The organism is Dorea sp. 210702-DFI.3.125 (assembly GCF_020560945.1).
Lineage (GTDB): Bacteria > Bacillota > Clostridia > Lachnospirales > Lachnospiraceae > Dorea > Dorea formicigenerans.
This window is the reverse complement of the sequence record NZ_JAJCNF010000012.1, coordinates 32981-51679: the sequence shown is the minus strand read 5'-3', so window position 1 is coordinate 51679 and position 18699 is coordinate 32981. Positions and strand designations below refer to the sequence as shown.

Below are 18699 nucleotides of genomic sequence, written 5' to 3'. Positions count from 1 at the left end.
GTCCGCCCCCTATCTTCTTCCTTCTTTAATTGCGTAAAATGCTTCAATTCTAGCCTGCTCACTGCTCATGCCCTGTTCTTCCATCTGAACGATAGTAGAAAGCATTTTCTCGTAATCAATCGGAATGATTTTCTTAAATTTCGGCAGATAATCGGTAAAGTGGTCCAGAATTTCTTTTCCGCTCTCAGAATTCGTATAAGCCACATGCTCTTCGATCATTTCTTTCAACTCGTTGATTTCAAACTTCGAAGTTACTCGTTCAATATTTACCATCTGCTTATTAATATTCTTATAAAGATCACTGTTCAGATCCAGTACATAAGCGACACCGCCGCTCATTCCGGCTGCAAAGTTCTTTCCAGTCTTGCCAAGAACAACAACGCATCCTCCGGTCATGTACTCGCATCCATGATCACCAACACCTTCTACAACTGCTTTTGCGCCAGAGTTTCGGACTGCAAAACGCTCACCTGCCACACCATTGATAAAAGCTTTACCACTGGTTGCTCCGTAAAGTGCAACATTTCCTATTATAATATTCTCTTCGTGTTTAAATGTAACACCCTTCGGTGGATACACGATCAGTTTTCCGCCTGAGAGACCTTTACCAAAATAATCATTGCCGTCTCCTACAAGTTCCAGTGTCAGACCCTTTGGAATAAATGCACCAAATGATTGACCGCCTGCTCCGGTACATTTGATCACATAACTGTCTTCCTCTACGCCTTCCGGATATCTTCTTGTAATTTCTGATCCGAAAATTGTTCCAAATGTACGGTTGGTGTTCGTGACATCGACTTCCAGGCTTCTCTTCTGATGCTTTTCAAGTGCCGGAAGCAGTTCTTTTACAAGGACTCTTTCGTCCAACGTCTTCTCCAGTTCGAAATCATAAATCTTCTTTGGATTATAAGTCATTGGTGTCTTTGTTCCCTCATAAGGGTTTTGCAGGATCTGGCTTAAATCCAGTGTTGCTGCACGATCAGATGTCGGCACTTCTTTGACTTTCAGAAGGTCAGTCCTTCCAACCAGTTCATCAATCGTACGAACACCTAATTTTGCCATATATTCGCGCAGATTCTGTGCGATGAATCTCATAAAGTTGATGACGTATTCCGGTTTTCCGCGGAAGTTCTTGCGGAGTTCCGGATTCTGTGTTGCCACACCAACCGGACATGTATCCAGATTACACACCCGCATCATAACGCATCCCATAGTTACAAGTGGTGCTGTCGCAAATCCAAATTCCTCTGCTCCAAGGATTGCTGCAATTGCCACGTCACGACCACTCATCAATTTCCCATCTGTCTCAATACGGACACGTTCACGCAGTCCATTTTGGATCAATGTCTGATGTGTTTCCGCAAGTCCAAGCTCCCAAGGAAGTCCTGCATTGTGGATAGAACTCTTAGCCGCTGCTCCGGTTCCTCCATCATATCCAGAGATCAGGATCAGTCCGGCTCCTGCTTTTGCGACTCCGGCTGCGACAGTTCCAACACCTGCTTCAGATACAAGTTTTACAGAAATCCTTGCGTCTTTATTTGCATTTTTACAGTCATAAATGAGCTGTGCCAGATCCTCGATAGAGTAAATATCGTGATGCGGTGGTGGTGAGATCAGGCTGACACCTGGCGTAGAATGTCTTGTCTTGGCAATCCACGGATAGACCTTTCCTCCCGGAAGATGTCCACCTTCTCCTGGTTTTGCACCCTGTGCCATTTTAATCTGAATCTCTTTTGCGCTGACAAGATATCTGCTTGTTACACCAAATCGTCCGGAAGCGACTTGCTTAATTGCAGAACATTTTTCTGTATCCAGACGCTCGATTTCTTCACCGCCTTCACCGCTGTTGGATTTACCATGCAGACGGTTCATGGCGATTGCAAGCGTCTCATGTGCCTCCTTGGAAATGGATCCGTAGGACATAGCACCTGTCTTGAATCGCTGAACGATTTCATCCACACTCTCTACTTCTTCAATCGGAATACCTTTCTTCGGATAATTAAAATCAAGCTGACCTCGCAGATTAATGTGGGCACCTTCTTCATTTACCATATCTGTGTACTGCTTAAACATTTCATAATTGCCAAGTCTTGTAGACTGTTGAAGCATATGAATCGTACGTGGATTGTACAGATGTTCCTCGCCACAGCTTCTGGATTTGTGTTGTCCGAGACTGTCCAGTGTCAGATCTACTTCCAGTCCAAGTGGATCAAACGCCTGAGAATGTCTTGCAAGATAATCCTGTGCAATCTCCTCAATGCCGATGCCGCCAACACGGCTGACTGTATCTGTAAAATATTTATTAATAAATTCTTCTTTTAATCCAATGGCCTCGAAAATCTTTGCTCCCTGATAAGACTGAATTGTGGAAATACCCATTTTAGAAGCAATTTTTACAATGCCGCTTAAGATTCCGTGATTGTAATCATCAACTGCAGCGTAATAATCTTTCTGCAGCATGCCTGTATCAATAAGCTGACGGATTGTCTCATGTGCAAGATATGGATTGACTGCGCATGCTCCATATCCAAGTAATGTCGCAAAATGATGTACTTCTCTTGGCTCTCCGGTCTCAAGAATGATTGCAACGGAAGTTCTCTTCTTTGTGCGCACCAGATGCTGTTGCAGTCCGGACAATGCCAGAAGTGACGGCATAGCCACATGATACTCGTCAACACCACGGTCAGAAAGGATCAAAATATTCGCTCCGTCACGGATTGCACGATCTACTTCGATAAACAGGTAATCCATTGCTTTTTCCAGACTGGAATTTTTATAATAAATAGTCGGAATCTCTGCAATTTTGAATCCATCCTGTTTCATGTTCTTAATCTTCAGAAGGTCAACATTTGTAAGGATCGGATTATTGACCTTGAGCATCTTGCAGTTTTCTGCTTTTTCTTCCAGAAGATTTCCGTCTGCTCCAATGTATACAGTCGTGGATGTTACCACTTCCTCACGGATTGCGTCAATCGGCGGATTCGTAACTTGTGCAAATAACTGTTTAAAATAATTGAACAGGTTCTGATGCTTATCCGAAAGTACTGCAAGTGGTGTGTCAATACCCATGGCAGCAGTTCCCTCTCCACCGTTGAGTGCCATATTTTTGATAGAAGTTTCTACTTCCTCATAAGAATAACCAAATGCTTTCTGAAGTCTCTTAAGATCCTCTGGTCTGTAGGTCGGTACTAACTGGTTCGGAATTTTCAGATTCTTAAGCTCAATCAGATTGCTGTCCAGCCACTCACCATAAGGCTGTCTGTCCGCATACATTTCTTTCAGCTCTTCGTCTCCGATGACACGTCCCTGAACCGTATCAACCAGAAGCATTTTACCTGGACGAAGTCTTTCTTTTACTATGATTTTCTCTGGTGCAATATCCATAACTCCGACCTCAGATGATAAAATCAACTGATCATCGTCTGTAATGTAATATCTGGACGGACGAAGTCCGTTTCTATCAAGAACTGCTCCCATACAATCTCCATCACTGAACAGAATTGACGCCGGGCCATCCCATGGTTCCATCATTGTTGCATAGTACTGATAGAAATCTTTCTTCTTCTGGGACATGCTCTTATTATTTGCCCACGGCTCCGGAATAGAAATCATAACTGCCAGTGGAAGTTCCATGCCACTCATGACCATAAATTCAATGGCATTGTCAAGCATAGCGGAGTCAGAACCTGTGGCATTGATTGCCGGAAGGACTTTGTGAAGTTCTCCTTTTAAATCTTCAGATTCCATATTTTCCTCTCTTGCCTGCATCTTATCCCGGTTACCACGGATTGTATTAATCTCGCCGTTGTGTACAATAAAACGGTTCGGATGTGCTCTCTCCCAGCTTGGATTCGTGTTCGTACTGAATCTGGAATGAACCAGTGCAATGGCAGATTCATAATCCTTATCCTGAAGATCTGCAAAAAAGAGACGTAACTGATCTACCAGAAACATTCCCTTATAAGCAATCGTTCTGCTTGACAGTGAAGCTACATAAGTATCATCGCTGCTCTGCTCAAAGACACGGCGTACCACATACAGACGTCTGTCGAAGTCAATTCCTTTTTCAACCTTTTCCGGCCGCTTGATAAATCCCTGCATGATGCATGGCATACACTCTACTGCACGACTTCCAAGCACATCCGGATGTACCGGTACTTCTCGCCAGCCCAGGAATTCCATTCCTTCTTTTTCCACAATCACTTCAAAGATATTCTTTGCCTGATTTCTTTTCAGTTCGTCCTGAGGGAAGAAAAACATACCTACGCCGTAATCTCTCTCAGAACCTAAAAAGATGCCGAAAGGTTTACAGACTTTGGAGAAAAACTTGTGAGAAATCTGTAACAGAATTCCTACTCCATCACCTGTCTTACCTTCGGCATCTTTGCCCGCTCTATGTTCTAATTGTTCTACAATCTTTAATGCATTCGCCACGGTATCGTGACTTTTCTGGCCCTTGATATTGACGATTGCTCCAATACCACAGTTATCGTGTTCAAACGAAGGACGATACAAGCCAGCATTTTTCTGTCGCTGTTGCCCGTTCATAATATCTGAGTCCTTTCTTACATTTTTTATTTTTTCCTACTATACACCCATTTTTCAAATTTGTAAATAAAAACTTCTTTTTAAATCGTCGGATAATTAGGCATTTTACAATTGTAAAAGGAGTAGTCTGATAACTACTCCTCGTTTTGGCTATTATTTTTAGTTGTATCCGTGTTCAATCTCTGAATCATAACATAAATACTTGATGCAATAAATGCACATAACACTGTTGAAATTCCGACACGCATCGGATCTTTGAACAACCAGTCGAACCATTGGAACTGCGTTCCAACCACTGACAGGATATTCGCTGTAATATGTGCAAGTACCGGTGCCTTCACAGAACCATATTTTTCATATACATAACAGAACATCATGCCCATGATAAAACCATAAAGCCCCTGGACAAGATTGCCATGAGTAAATGCAAATACGAGTGATGAATACATAGCCGCTGCCCAAAACGGTGAAGTATAACGTAATCTTTTATAGACAAGTCCTCTGTACACCAGTTCTTCACATGTCGGCATCAAAATTCCAAGCACGAGAATCTGCACTGAAAATCCCTGACCGTATAAAGTCTGCATGGTATCGGAATAACTTTCACTCGCTGCTGACAGATTACTTAAAAATATCAGGTTATTAAGTCCAAGCGCCATAACTGCAAACATCACTATAATTGCAATATATTTCCAAATTGGTGCTCTTTCCGTTATAATCCCAAGCTCTTTTTCTTTTCTGCTGTCTCTGTGAAATAAAAATAACATGACAGGAATCGTAATCAGCGCTGCCACACCCTCAATATAAACAGCCCAGTTCATTAGCTCATTTGTAATCTGATCGTATAATTTGCCGGACTGTGCTGTACTCTGCGCAATCTGCATCATCGCATCTGCATCTCCACCTGTCATCTGCATCAGATGTACGCCTGCAAGAAGTGATACCGCCGCCATATATACAAGATATGCAATTCCCAGTTTGATAAGCACAGATCCCCAGATATACCAGAAGCCTCTCCCGCCTCTTGTTTTCTGTTCCATCTATTTACTTCCTTTCCTTTTGCTGCTGATCCACTTTTCATTGTACCTTCACCGAAAACTCCTCTATTCGGCACGATGTTAATTGTACTTCTTTTCTACAGCATATGCAATTAAAAAAGTATGAAATCTTCCAACGCTTCCCGGCTGGCACTGTCGTAATCTGCCATACTCTGAGATTTCCGGATCCTTTTCAGCGCCTTCTTCGCTTCCGGAGCGTTCTGTCCCATATATGCCCACAGCTCTTTTAACTTAAATAACGTATTTTTCTCACCCATTCCCACTTCCAGATAATCACATTTAATCTGTTCAAGAAATGCATGGATTTCCTTTTTATATCTGTCTGCACTCTGCATTTTTCGTGACGTTTCTTCTTTTTTCCACTCAGTCACATCTATATCAGTTGTCTTTTTCACATCTGTTTTTTCTCTCATACGTATAAGATCAAGCAGAGCCGGATTCATTAAAATCCCTCTTCCAAGCATAAAGGTATCTACCTGCGGAAATTCCCGTTTCATCTCTTCATAACTTTCTGGCGTAAAAATATCTCCGTTATAGCAAAGCGGAATCTTACTTTCCTCCACCGCATCATGAAACGCAGCAAGATCCGGTTGATTTTTATAAAAATCCTTCTGCACCCGCGGATGAATAATCAGTTCCTCTACCGGATACTGATTGTAAATATCAAGAAGCCGCGCAAATTCTTCCGGATCATCTTTTCCAATTCTTGTCTTAATAGAAATTTTCACATCACATTTTTTAAAAATCTCATCCAAAAACCGATCCAATCCATCCGGATCTGCAAGAAATCCAGAACCACGCCCTTTAGACACAACTGTCTTTGAAGGGCAGCCCAGGTTCAGATTCACCTCTTCATAGCCATAGACCTTCAGTTTCTCAACCGTATGTAAAAATGAGTCCGCCTGATTGCTCATAATCTGTGGCACAAGATTCATGCCCGGACTGTGCTCTGGCATCACATCATTCTTCTCCTTCGTACTGAACCCCTTCTTCGTATGTGGTACCAGAAAGGGCGTAAAATACTTATCCATCGGTGCAAAATGCTGATGATAAGCCCGACGATATATATAAGTTGTAATCCCCTCAAGCGGAGCAAGGTAATACTTCATAAAAAATCCTTCCCATTTTTATTCACAATGCACAAAGGTGACATCGCCAATCAATGATGGGGACGTAGTACTTTAACATTTCACTACATCCTTTGTTAAATAATTGCCCATCTCATTTTTGTGCATTTTGCGCGTGGATTTCTTGCGCATTCCTGTGCTGATGGACGAATCACGTCTTTACAGATTTCGCTGTAAATTCCTGCTTTTTTTCCTTCTTTAAAAGCTCGTTTCACAAGTCTGTCTTCCCCGGAATGAAAGGTCAGGATTGCAATTCTTCCACCTGGGTTCATGACTTGTGGCAGTTTATCTAAGAATGCATATAACACTTCAAATTCCTGGTTCACGTCGATGCGAAGTGCCTGGAATGTTCTCTGACATGATTTCTTGACCGCCTCTTTTTTCTCTTTCTCCGGAAGAAATGTCAGAGCTTCTTCGATTGCTTCTTTTAATTCTGTTGTAGTTTCCGGAGATTTCCCGTGTTTTCTCCAATTCATCAGCACTTCTGTTATCTCTGCTGCGTATGGTTCATCAGAGTTTTCCACCAGCATTCCTTCTATTTCTTCTGCGTCCATGCTTTTCAAACGCTGTGCCGCGCTTTCTCCTTTTTGTGGGTTCATGCGCAGATCCAAAGGTCCGTCAAATTTGTAAGTAAAACCGCGTTCCGGGTTATCGATCTGCATAGAGGATACACCAAGATCTGCCAGTACAAAGTCAAACTTTCCATGTTCTTCTGCCACTTTGTCAATGTCTGCAAAATTGCATAATTTCACAGTCAAAATATCTTCTCCATATCCAAGATCACGCAGTCTCTTTTTTGTCTTCTCGGACTCAATCGGATCTACGTCAAGACCATAAATGTGACCATGTCCTTCCAGCTTTTCCAACATCTTTCTTGTGTGTCCGCCATAGCCAAGTGTTGCATCCAGTCCATGCTGTCCCGGTTTGATGTCCAGAAAATCCAGAATCTCCTGCACACAAATGGAAATATGCATACCTGCCGGAGTGCTGCCCTTTCCTATGACCTTTTCAATCGTATCTCCATATTTTTCAGGATTTAATTCCTTATATTTTTCTTCGTACTTTTTCGGATGCGTCCCGGAATAACGCTTTCTTCTCTTATGAGGCTTTTGCCCCTGTTTTCCTGATTCTTGTCCGTTTTTTTGTTCTTCCATATTCACATTCTCCAACAAACTGTTACTTTCCCTAAAATCAATAAACACTACAAAACGGGGGTCTTCAAAAAAGGGTTACCCTCTTTTAAAAACCCCCGTCCAACAAACTCAAAATCTACTTCTTTGCTTTTGGCAGAGTTAAGTTTAACACAATCGCTACGATAGTTGCAAGAACTACCGGTGATTTTCCAAATATAGTCGTTACCCAGTCCGGGAACTGTGCCAGTGATGCACTTGCCTGAGTCACACCCATGCCGACTGCAACTGCAAGTCCAACAACTGTTGTATTGCGGAAATCCATCGGCTCTGTTGTAATCAGCTTCATACCTGTCATTGCAATTGATGCAAATACAGAAATTGTTGCTCCTCCCAGCACGCAATAAGGAATCGTAGTCAGTATTGATGAAAATTTCGGGATCAATCCGGCCGCCATCAGAATTGCAGCAGCAATTCCAAGCACTCTGCGGCTGATAACTTTTGTTGTAGATACAATACCTACATTCTGGCTGTAAGTTGCTGTCGGAAGTCCACCGAAAAATGCGCAAAAAATATTGCTGATTCCATAGCCTACAATACCACCGGATAATTCCGTATCTGTCGGCATACGATCCATAGAACCTGTTGTAGTTGCAGAGAAATCTCCAATTGCCTGCACAGAGTTAATAGCAAACAAAATACCAAGTGCTACGCAAGATGAAGGCTCAAACTTAATTCCAAAATGCATCGGCTTCGGAAGCTGGAAGATTGCCGCTTGTGCAACGGAAGAAAAATCTACCATTCCAAAACAAAGTGCTACAATATATCCACCAATAATTCCAATTAAGATAGATGCCAGTTTCCAGATACCTTTTCCAAAATGATTAAGTGTCGTTACAATAATCAATGTAATAATTGCTACGAGCCAGTTCTTCCATGAACCGTAATTTTCACTGCTGGCTCCTCCGGCCATATAATTGATCGCGGTCGGATACAAAGATAATCCAATAGAAAACACTACCGTACCGGTAATAAGCGGCGGGAAGAACTTGCGGATCCTCTTAATATTTAATCCCACTAAAAGTGCAACGATACCACCAACAATCTGCGCTCCAAGAATCGTTGCAATATCAAAATCCGCAGCAATTGCCTGCATACTTGGCACATATGCGAAACTGATTCCCATCATGACCGGAAGTCCTGCTCCGATAGTGAACCATTTTGTCTTAATAAACGGAAATAACTGAATCAATGTCGTCAATGCAGACATCACAAGCGCTGCCTGAATAAGAATCACAGAATCTTCCTGTGAAAGACCTGCTACGCCTGCCACGATAATAGAAGGCGTTACGCAGCCGACGATCATAGCCAGTACGTGCTGTATCGCAAGTGGCAGTGATTGTCCAATGGAAGGCTTCCCGTAAAAATCAAACAATGCTTTGTCCATCTGAACAGACTGTTTTGCTTCTTTTGTATTCATTCTTTTCCTCCTGAATCATTTTTTCAACTTATATATTATATAATGTAACGCTTCTATTTGGACACCCTCTGGCTCATTACTTTTTTTAATGTTATTTTTTAGTCATACTTATTTTTCAATTACATTATCTGTCATACGCCTTTACATAGACAAAATTATCATTGGTACGCTCCATACTATATTCCGGATTCAGAATTGCCTCGACAAAATCTCCTCCTCCAGATTCTATTGGAATAAGCCGCATTCCGAGCTTCTGTTCCACGTCTTCCACAGTCCAGTCATCCAAAAATACCCTTTCTCCGGTACGAAGCATATTACATGGAATAATGAGATTTTCTCCTAATCCATGCACATTTTTATCAGCACTTCCTATGTTATCCACAAATTTCTTCGCATCAGAGATTTTTTCCACAAAATGTTTCCTACTATTCTCCTGGTACTCTTTTATCTGAGCAGTCAGATCCTGTCCGGTAATCAGTCCGGATACGGTAATTGTCTCACCAAAGAAATCATTCCTTATGGCAAATACATGGATCTGAAGTCCCGGAAATGCCTCCATCATACGCTCTGCAAATGAACAAATGGTTGCGTAAGTCAATTTTCCGGTCGCGATTGTGACCGTGCGCTTCACTTCTTCACGCATTTTGAGATATCCAGGATTGCTTTTCACCTGCTCAAGCGCTTCCGTGAATTCTGTAATGAAAAGCCGCATCATACCGACACCATTTTCCAACTGGATATATCCGTCATACCGTTCTTCTTCCGGAAAATCACGTCCAGCGGTAATATACCATTCATCGCTTGCATGCATAAAATGAAGTCCATATTCTTCATAATATTTTTTCTGACGGCTCTCGATCATATCAATAATCTCTCCTGCCTCTTCTTTCGTAAAAAGTTCCAGCGGATAAAGATTGTCTCTGTACTTCGTGATACCCGCAGGCACAACAGAGACACTGCGCATAAACGGAAGATATTTTGACAGATCGTCCATCGTGCGTTCCAGCTCTTTTCCATCATTCACACCTTTACAACACACGATCTGACCATTCATCTCCACATGACCTTCATAAAGCTGATCTAAAAATTTCAACTTTTCTCCTGCAAATCGGTTATTCAGCATTTTACAACGAAGTTCCGGGTTCGTAGTCTGCACGGAAATGTTGATCGGCGCCAACTGCATCTTGATAATGCGGTCTACGTCCTTTTCTTTCATATTAGTCAGCGTAATATAATTTCCCTGTAAGAAAGAAAGTCTGGAATCGTCATCTTTAAAGTATAAGGTCTCTCGCATATTCGGCGGCATCTGATCAATAAAACAAAAAATGCATTTATTGCTGCATGATTTGTAATCACTCATCAACTGATTCTCGAATTCGATACCAAGATCGTCATCGTAATCCTTGTCGATTTCCAGAACCCATTCTTCTCCATCCGGTTTGCGAATAAGCACTTCTATATATTCGTCCTTTATCATATAACGATAATCAAACACATCTTCAATTGACTGATCATTGATCGACAGAAGCACATCTCCCGGTTCAATCTCCAATTCTTCTGCGATGGAGCCCGGATAGACTTCCTTAATCAAATGTTCTACCTTCTTCATCTGGATTCCATCCTCCTTTCTTCGTTATTTATCATTTATAATCTGTTATCAACGTTTATCTTTTCATTTTCAGCTTTCGCATTTCTTGCACTTTTTATGTGCTCTGCTTCGTTGATCTGCTTCAGAGCCCTTACATATCCGCCAATCAGCATCAATGTCATAAAAATCCAGATAATCGGCTCTGTATAGATAACTCCAGTGTATCCCAAAACTGGCACGATCCAGATCGTGGATACTATTTTCAACACAAGTTCCAGAATACTGGACGCCACCGGAATGACTTTATGTTCCAGCCCCTGAAGAGAACAGCGCAATACAAACAGTGGACCAAGCACAAAATAAAATGACGTATTTCTTGTCAGATAACGGTATGCCGTATCCAAAATATAGGTATCATTACTGCTTGTGATCCAACGAATCAATGGGTGTCCAAATATCCAGCAAAATGTGGTAAATATAACTCCCTGCACAAGTACAATCACAAATGCCTGATGGATTCCCTTTTTTATCCGGTCATATTCTCCTGCCCCCAGATTCTGGCTGGCATAAGTCGTCATAGCCATGCCTGTACACAGCATCGGAACATTGGTCAGTTCCTCGATTCTTCTTGCCGCAATATGCGCCGTCACAATCTTCGTACCAAGTCTGTTTACTGCAGTCTGGAAAATCACGGTACCGATACTCACAAAACAGGACATCATACCAAGTGAAATTCCAAATACGGTCATCTCCTGATACTTTCTTCTCTGTACCTGCCATTCCTGCCCCTTTGGCACAAGTTCCCGGAACCTAAAAAGCAAGTATGCCATACACAGAACTCCTGCAATACACTGGGCAATATTGGTCGCATGCGCTGCACCGCGAAGTCCCATGGAAAATGTATGCACAAAAAGAATATCCAGAAAAATGTTCAAAATGACTGCAACTGCAAGGCATAAAAGCGGAATCCGGCTTTCTCCGACCGCTCTCAATATATTGGCACTGTAATTGTAAAGAGAAATGAATGCTGTCCCCATAATAATAATGCGGATATATTGAAGTGCCTCTTCCATAATATCTGCCGGTGTGTCCAATATATGCAAAAGCCCTTCTATCCCAAGAAGCGCACCTACTGTAAGAATCAGCGTCATTGCAACTGTCATAATAAAACTTCCTGCCACATAACGTCGCATATTCTTATAATCTCCTGCTCCAAAACATCTGGATATCGGAATTCCAAATCCCTGGGTCACTCCATTCACAAAACCAATAATCAGATTCGCAATAACTGCTGTTGCACCAACTGCTGCAAATGCCTGTGTCCCTACATAAGTGCTGACAATTTTACCATCTGCCAGATTATATAATTGTTGTAAAAGATTTCCAAAAATAATGGGCAGGGCAAAGGTCATTATGACCTTTGCCGGACTGCCCTTCGTCAATTCCCTCATAGAATAACATTTACTCTTTCTGCTAAAACCAATGTATGAACTATCTCTGAACTCTTGCTCCTGCACCACCCATGATAGCTTCTACTTCTTTCTTGCTAGCCATAGTTGTGTCTCCAGGTGTTGTCATAGCAAGTGCTCCGTGAGCTGCTCCGTAGTTAACTGCAAGCTCTGCATCCTCTGTTGTCATCAGTCCATAGATAAGTCCTGATGCGAAAGAGTCTCCTCCACCTACACGGTCCATAATCTCAAGTCCCTTGTAGTCTTTTGCTTTGTGGATTTCTCCATCTGCCCAGCAGATAGCGCTCCAGTCGTTCACTGTAGCTGTCTTAACCTCACGAAGAGTTGTTGCAACAGCTTTAAAGTTCGGGTATGTCTTAGCTGCTTCATTGATCATCTTCTTGTATCCGTCAAGGTTAAGCTGCTTGAGATCTTTGTCGTTACCCTCAATCTCAAATCCGAGGCATGCTGTAAAGTCTTCCTCGTTACCAATCATAACGTCTACATATTTTGCGATCTCTTTGTTCACCTCCTGAGCTTTCTCCTGTCCACCGATTGCACTCCACATAGAAGGACGGTAGTTCAGATCGTAAGATACGATTGTTCCATACTTCTTAGCTGCCTTGATAGCTGCAAGTACAGTCTCACATGACTGCTCGGAAAGAGCTGCATAGATTCCGCCTGTATGTAACCAGCGAACTCCAAGCTCACCAAAGATATAATCAAAATCAAAATCTTCCGGTGTTGCCTGAGCGATTGCCGTATTCGCACGGTCAGAGCATCCTACAGCACCACGGATACCAAATCCACGCTCTGTAAAGTTGATACCATTTCTGCAGATACGTCCGATTCCGTCTGTCTTCTTCCAGTTAATTAAAGATGTATCTACTCCACCCTGAAGAATAAAGTCCTCCATCAGTTTGCCAACTTCGTTATCAGCAAATGCTGTGATAACTGCAGTCTTCATACCGAAACATCTTCTAAGTCCGCGGACAACGTTGTACTCTCCGCCGCCTTCCCATGCACGGAAGTTTCTTGCTGTACGGATTCTTCCCTCACCCGGATCAAGACGAAGCATAACCTCACCTAATGATACTGCGTCAAACTGGCACTCCTCTTTTGGTCTTAAATTCAGATTCATTTTCATTTCCTCCTAGGATTAAATTATTAAAATTATAAGTAATCCATATATCATCATCGGTACTATTATACAATCAACACTCTGGAAAATCCAGCACGAAATACTCGAAAATAGGGAAAACCTGCAAAAACCGTAAATTTCTATAAAAATTAATGCTTTATAGCAAATCTTGACAGCAGTTTCTTCTGCTCTTTGTAATCCGGCATATACTTCTCCACTTCTTTCCAGAATGCTTTCGAATGATTCATAAATCTGCGGTGTGCCAGCTCATGGATTACTACATAATCCACGATCCGGTCCGGCACAAACAACAGTCTGCAATTAAAATTGAGATTTCCTTCACTGCTACAGCTTCCCCATCTGGTCTTCTGATTCCGCATAGTGATCCGTCCGTAACTGACACCCATAACAGATGCGTAATACGACACCTTTTCTTCTATAAATGTCTGTATACGCTCTCTATCGCTTTCTTCTGTCACTTCCGGAAGATACACAATATCTGGGCGGTTGTCTCTTGAAAGAACCAGTTTTCTCTTCTTAAATATCCAATCTGCATGTCCCTCAATAAATTCCTGCACAGCATAATCCATCACCTGCATCGGAACTCTGGCACAGACCGTCCCATCTGCTTTCACCTGAAGTCCCATCGAACGTCTGGATGAGCGGATGATCTGTACCTCTACCGGTTCTTCATTTTTCTGTTCTACCCTATATATTTTCATTTGATCCATAATTCACCACCATATATCAGTTTCACAATCGCACAACACGTCTATCGTCTTCCTTTTATTATTAAGATAAGGTTCTCTTTTTCTTCTCATAATCATACCAAATCTGACATTAATTAACAATTGTAGGATAGATTATCTTTTCATATCATGGTATGATTATGATGCCTGATGGGATTGTAAAAATCCATTCAAGAATGCCGAGGCATTCTTGCTGCGAGGTGCGCGTCATGCAATTGCATGACATACTTCTACTGTGCACCTCTGCAATCCTGCCGGAGGCTAGCTACATACATAATTTTTGAATTATGTATGCTGTATTGATAAAAGAAAGGAGCACTAAGATTTTGAGACCTATAGAAAAACTCATTGAAAAAAGAAAAGAAGAATTCATCCGCAACAATCTGATGTCGGATGAGTTTATTGATTTTATACAGAAGAACAAAAAACCAATGGACAAACTGCTCTCTTACTATGCCTGCGCAATTATGGAAGTAGAGACAAAATTCCGTGTTCTGGATCATCAGTATTCTCTGGAATACGACCGCAACCCGATTGAAGACATCAAATCCCGTGTCAAATCCTGGGAGAGCCTTATAAAAAAAGTCCGCCGGAAAGAAATCCCTCTGACACTCTCTTCTATCGAAGAGAATATTCACGATATTGCCGGAGTACGCGTCGTCTGTTCTTTTCCTGATGACATCTACATGCTTGCCGACTGCCTGTTAAATCAGGATGACATCACACTGATTGAAAAAAAGGATTACATAAAAAACCCAAAACCGGGCGGATATCGAAGTCTTCATCTGATTATCAGCGTGCCAATCTTTCTTCAGGACGAAAAGCGCATGGTTACTGTAGAAGTTCAGCTTCGAACCATAGCCATGGATTTCTGGGCAAGTCTGGAACACAAGATCCGCTATAAAAAAAATATTCCGGAAGACAAAGCTCTCTATCTCCAAAATGAGATGCTGGAATGTGCCGAAATCAGCGCCGACCTCGACCGCCGTATGCAGAATGTCCGTGATGTTATCTCGAAAAATGTACCAAAAGAAGAAAAAATCCCATTTCTCGGAGAGCTGATTTAGACTTGATTTCTCCAAATGATTCCGATTACCTTTATATCATAGTTGGGGGTTTTGCCCCCAACACCATTTAATTGTTCAAATATTATTCATCCATCCCTTCAATTATAGTTTTATCCTATATCCAGATATAATATTTATTAATATCGCCAATATGTTATCTAGTATTATTACACAAATCTATTTGATATTTTTTACTTTTCCCTGTACAATATGCCTTGCATTAGAAAAACGCGTTTTGATCAAGACTACTTTTTAAACAACAACAAAATAAGGTTATTTTAAAGGAGAATTATAAAATGGAACCAAATCAGAAAAAAGCGAACGGTCTGGCTCTCATTCCTTTCGCAGTATTTGTAGGGGTTTACCTGGCCACAGGAATTACCTTGAATGCGATGGGTGTTGAGATGGCATTCTATCAGCTGCCTACTCCAATTGCTTCATTTATCGGTATTATTGTTGCTTTTGCTATGTTCAAGGGAAAATTTGATGACAAATTATCTGTTTTCCTTCACGGTTGTGGAGAAGAAAATATCATGATCATGTGTATGGTCTTTTTGTTTGCCGGAGCATTTACATCTGTTTCTTCCGCAATGGGCGGTGTTGACTCCGTTGTAAATCTGGGTATGACTTTCATTCCTCCACAGTTCATCGCTGCAGGTGTTTTCGTGATATCAGCATTCATTTCCATCTCAACAGGAACTTCTGTTGGAACGGTTACTGCTGTAACACCAATTGCACTTGGACTTGCACAGGCCGGTGGACTCAATCAGTTCCTCGTGGTAGGTGCCACGATCGGTGGATCTATGTTTGGAGATAACTTATCCATGATTTCCGATACAACCATCGCTGCCACACGAACACAGGATGTAGAGATGAAAGACAAATTCCGTGCCAACTTTAAGATTGCTCTTCCTGCTGCACTTGTAACATTTGTTTTATTACTGATTTTCGGTCGTCCGGAAACTTTACCTGCAGTACAGGAGTACTCTTACAATATTATAAAAGTTCTGCCATACATCTTCGTACTGGTTGCATCACTGCTCGGTGTCAATGTATTCGCAGTTCTGACTGGTGGAATCCTGTTCTCCGGTGCCATCGGTCTTGCAACCGGAAGCTTTTCCGCACTGGAACTTGCCAACAATGTTTATAACGGCTTTTCCGGAATGTTCGAAATCTTCCTGTTATCTATGATCACAGGTGGTCTTGCTAAAATGGTAGAAAAAGAAGGCGGCTTAGAATGGCTTCTTCAGAAAATCAGCAAAGTTATCAAGAACCGTCAGACTGCAGAGCTCGGTATCGCTGTCATGACTTCTCTGACTAACATTGCAACAGCCAATAACACTGTTGCAATCCTGATTGACAGTACAATTGCAAAAGATATCAGTAAAGAATACGGTGTAGATCCAAAACGTACCGCCTCCCTTCTCGACATCTTTGCCTGTGCTTTCCAGGGAATCCTGCCATATGGTGCACAGATTTTATTTGCCTGCGCTCTTATGGAGAATCTGAACAGTCCGTTCCAGGTAATCACGCAGTGCTGGTATCAGTTCATCCTGATGGCATTTGCAATCCTGTCCATCTTCTTTGCAAAAGGTGTAGATACGAAAAAAGCAACAAACTAATATGTGAGGTTATTAAAAAATATGATAGAACAGTACTTAAAAGATCTGAAAGTTCCAAAAGATGAACTGACCGCAATTGAACGTAACAAATTGCTAAACGAAGGAAAAGACGTAGACCGGATTATGTGCTGCATAGATTCAGGGGAGACATTGGCTCCCCTGATTGGCTGTACTCTTCCGGAATATTACTTTTCTGCCGAGAAAATGTGTGAACTCGAGGAATATATTTATAATAAGTTCCACTCTGACGGAGCCGGTCTGTCCACAACCTTGCGCGGCATGGCAGAAGCTATGGGATCAAAAATCAAATATTCTGATTACAACATTGCCCAGCTTGAGACTCCTGCCATTTCAAGTCTGGATGAAGTAGACAAATTAAAACGGATAAATGTAGATGAAGACGGACGCCTTCCTATTATTTTAAAAGGTCTGAAAATGGTCAAAGAAAGACTTGGAGACAAAGTACCTGTGAGCGGGACTGTCACTGGACCATTTACCGTTGCCTCAATGCTTGTTGGAACAGAAAATCTTCTGAAAGGTATGGTAAAACAACCGGATAAAGTCCTTCAAATGATGGACATCATTACAGAAAATAATAACCGTTACATCCAAAGACTCCTGGACATGGGCGTAGGAGTTGGATTTGCAGATCCGGTAAGCTCCACCTCTCTTCTTCGTGTGAAACAATATGAGAAATTTTCACTTCCATTTTTCCAAAAGAATGTAGACTTTATTAAAAGCCAGGGTGGGGGATGCGGTCTTCATATCTGTGGTACAAGCCGTAAATTATGGGAACTTCTGATTCCTACCGGAATCGGTACATTTGGTCCGGACAATGTCGAGGATATGGCAGAAGCCAAGGAAGTCCTCGGACCATATATGTGCATTCAGGGAAATGTCCCTCCTGTAGAAGTCATGCGTCTTGGAACTCCTTACGATGTTCTTCGCGCATCCAGAGAAAGTATCCGGAAAGCTTACGACTCCCCGAAAGGTTTCGTGCTGACATCCGGATGCCAGACTCCAATGTTCACACCAGAAGAAAATATGACTGCACTTATGGATGCAGCCCGTATCTTCGGGCATTATCCAATCAATCAGGATTTATTATGGATGGAGGATTAATCCTCCATCCTTTTAAAATTCAAAATCTGCATAATCTTCCGGCAGGAATCTGTGATAAATGATATGACAGTCTTCATCTTTAAAGCAATAATAGTATCTGTCCTCACTTCCCTCTGGAAATCTCACATAAAAATCAAACTCTCCGTTATTCATCTCTTCTGTGATTGTGTTTTCACTGTACTGACCAAACAATTCCAGAATCTTTTTCTTCGTGCAGCCATGTTCTCTCACCAGTTCAATCAGTTCTTTGATAAATTCATTTTCAGCAGTATGCTCATGCACATACTCACTTCCCTGCTCCGGAATATGGAAGCAGAAACGATCTTTTTTATGTGTTACAGCAATTTCTCCAAGTCTTGCTTTCATATCTTCCGGTAAATGTGTCAGTCTCTCTGCCATCTCCTCCACTGTATCCTCAGTATCAAAGAAATGATTCAGCGTGCTGAGTGGATAATATAATCTTACATCTTCTTTTCTATATCCCAGCTTTGCCTGCTCTTCCTTTACAATATCAATCAGGCTCTGTTCCAAACGTTTATATTCCATCTTACCAATCTCCTTTTTACTGCTTTATTTCTTATCAGACACATAGTTGTTCCTGCCTGCTTTCTTCGTATAT

13 protein-coding genes are annotated in these 18699 nt (G+C 41.8%); 3 read left to right on the top strand and 10 right to left on the bottom strand.

Features of this window, described 5'->3' with window-relative positions:
• Window positions 1-9: 9 nt before the first annotated feature.
• From gltB to LI164_RS07520, 9 genes are all read right to left on the bottom strand, one after another.
• Window positions 10-4548, bottom strand: coding sequence for a glutamate synthase large subunit (gltB, locus tag LI164_RS07560; RefSeq protein ID WP_117605933.1), 4539 nt, complete (start codon window positions 4546-4548; stop codon window positions 10-12).
• Between the two features lie 134 nt (window positions 4549-4682).
• The gene (locus LI164_RS07555; protein WP_117605934.1) at window positions 4683-5588 is read right to left on the bottom strand and encodes a CPBP family intramembrane glutamic endopeptidase; all 906 of its coding nucleotides are present in this window, start codon (window positions 5586-5588) and stop codon (window positions 4683-4685) included.
• Window positions 5589-5698: 110 nt separating this feature from the next.
• Window positions 5699-6715, bottom strand: coding sequence for a tRNA-dihydrouridine synthase (locus LI164_RS07550; RefSeq protein ID WP_117605935.1), 1017 nt, complete (start codon window positions 6713-6715; stop codon window positions 5699-5701).
• A gap of 95 nt (window positions 6716-6810) precedes the next feature.
• Window positions 6811-7887, bottom strand: coding sequence for a 16S rRNA (cytosine(1402)-N(4))-methyltransferase RsmH (rsmH, locus tag LI164_RS07545; RefSeq protein ID WP_227086960.1), 1077 nt, complete (start codon window positions 7885-7887; stop codon window positions 6811-6813).
• A gap of 115 nt (window positions 7888-8002) precedes the next feature.
• Complete coding sequence (locus tag LI164_RS07540) at window positions 8003-9343, bottom strand: uracil-xanthine permease family protein (RefSeq protein WP_118145984.1); 1341 nt, start codon at window positions 9341-9343, stop codon at window positions 8003-8005.
• A gap of 124 nt (window positions 9344-9467) precedes the next feature.
• A complete protein-coding gene (locus tag LI164_RS07535) occupies window positions 9468-10952 on the bottom strand; it encodes a DUF512 domain-containing protein (protein WP_227086959.1) in 1485 nt (494 codons plus the stop codon).
• A gap of 35 nt (window positions 10953-10987) precedes the next feature.
• Complete coding sequence (locus tag LI164_RS07530; RefSeq protein ID WP_227086958.1) at window positions 10988-12382, bottom strand: MATE family efflux transporter; 1395 nt, start codon at window positions 12380-12382, stop codon at window positions 10988-10990.
• Window positions 12383-12422: 40 nt separating this feature from the next.
• A complete protein-coding gene (locus LI164_RS07525) occupies window positions 12423-13520 on the bottom strand; it encodes a sugar kinase (protein WP_040015662.1) in 1098 nt (365 codons plus the stop codon).
• 149 nt (window positions 13521-13669) lie between these two features.
• Entirely contained in the window at window positions 13670-14251 is a 582-nt protein-coding gene (locus LI164_RS07520) for a M48 family metallopeptidase (RefSeq protein WP_117495719.1), read from the bottom strand.
• Between the two features lie 344 nt (window positions 14252-14595).
• On the opposite strand from LI164_RS07520, the gene LI164_RS07515 reads away from it, so the two are divergent.
• The 3 genes from LI164_RS07515 to LI164_RS07505 all read left to right on the top strand — a co-directional run bounded on the left by LI164_RS07515 (window position 14596) and on the right by LI164_RS07505 (window position 18080).
• On the top strand, window positions 14596-15336 hold the full coding sequence (locus LI164_RS07515; protein ID WP_227968854.1) for a GTP pyrophosphokinase family protein: 741 nt from the start codon (window positions 14596-14598) through the stop codon (window positions 15334-15336).
• Between the two features lie 296 nt (window positions 15337-15632).
• Window positions 15633-16958: a Na+/H+ antiporter NhaC family protein gene (locus LI164_RS07510; RefSeq protein ID WP_117495717.1), complete on the top strand. Its 1326-nt coding sequence runs from the start codon at window positions 15633-15635 to the stop codon at window positions 16956-16958.
• Between the two features lie 21 nt (window positions 16959-16979).
• Window positions 16980-18080 carry a methylcobamide--CoM methyltransferase gene (locus LI164_RS07505; protein ID WP_005335652.1) on the top strand — a complete coding sequence of 367 codons (1101 nt, stop codon included), beginning with the start codon at window positions 16980-16982 and terminating at the stop codon, window positions 18078-18080.
• A gap of 12 nt (window positions 18081-18092) precedes the next feature.
• On the opposite strand, the gene LI164_RS07500 is transcribed toward LI164_RS07505, so the two are convergent.
• Window positions 18093-18626, bottom strand: a complete 534-nt coding sequence (locus LI164_RS07500) for a DUF3877 family protein (protein ID WP_005335651.1) — start codon at window positions 18624-18626, stop codon at window positions 18093-18095.
• Window positions 18627-18699 lie beyond the last annotated feature (73 nt).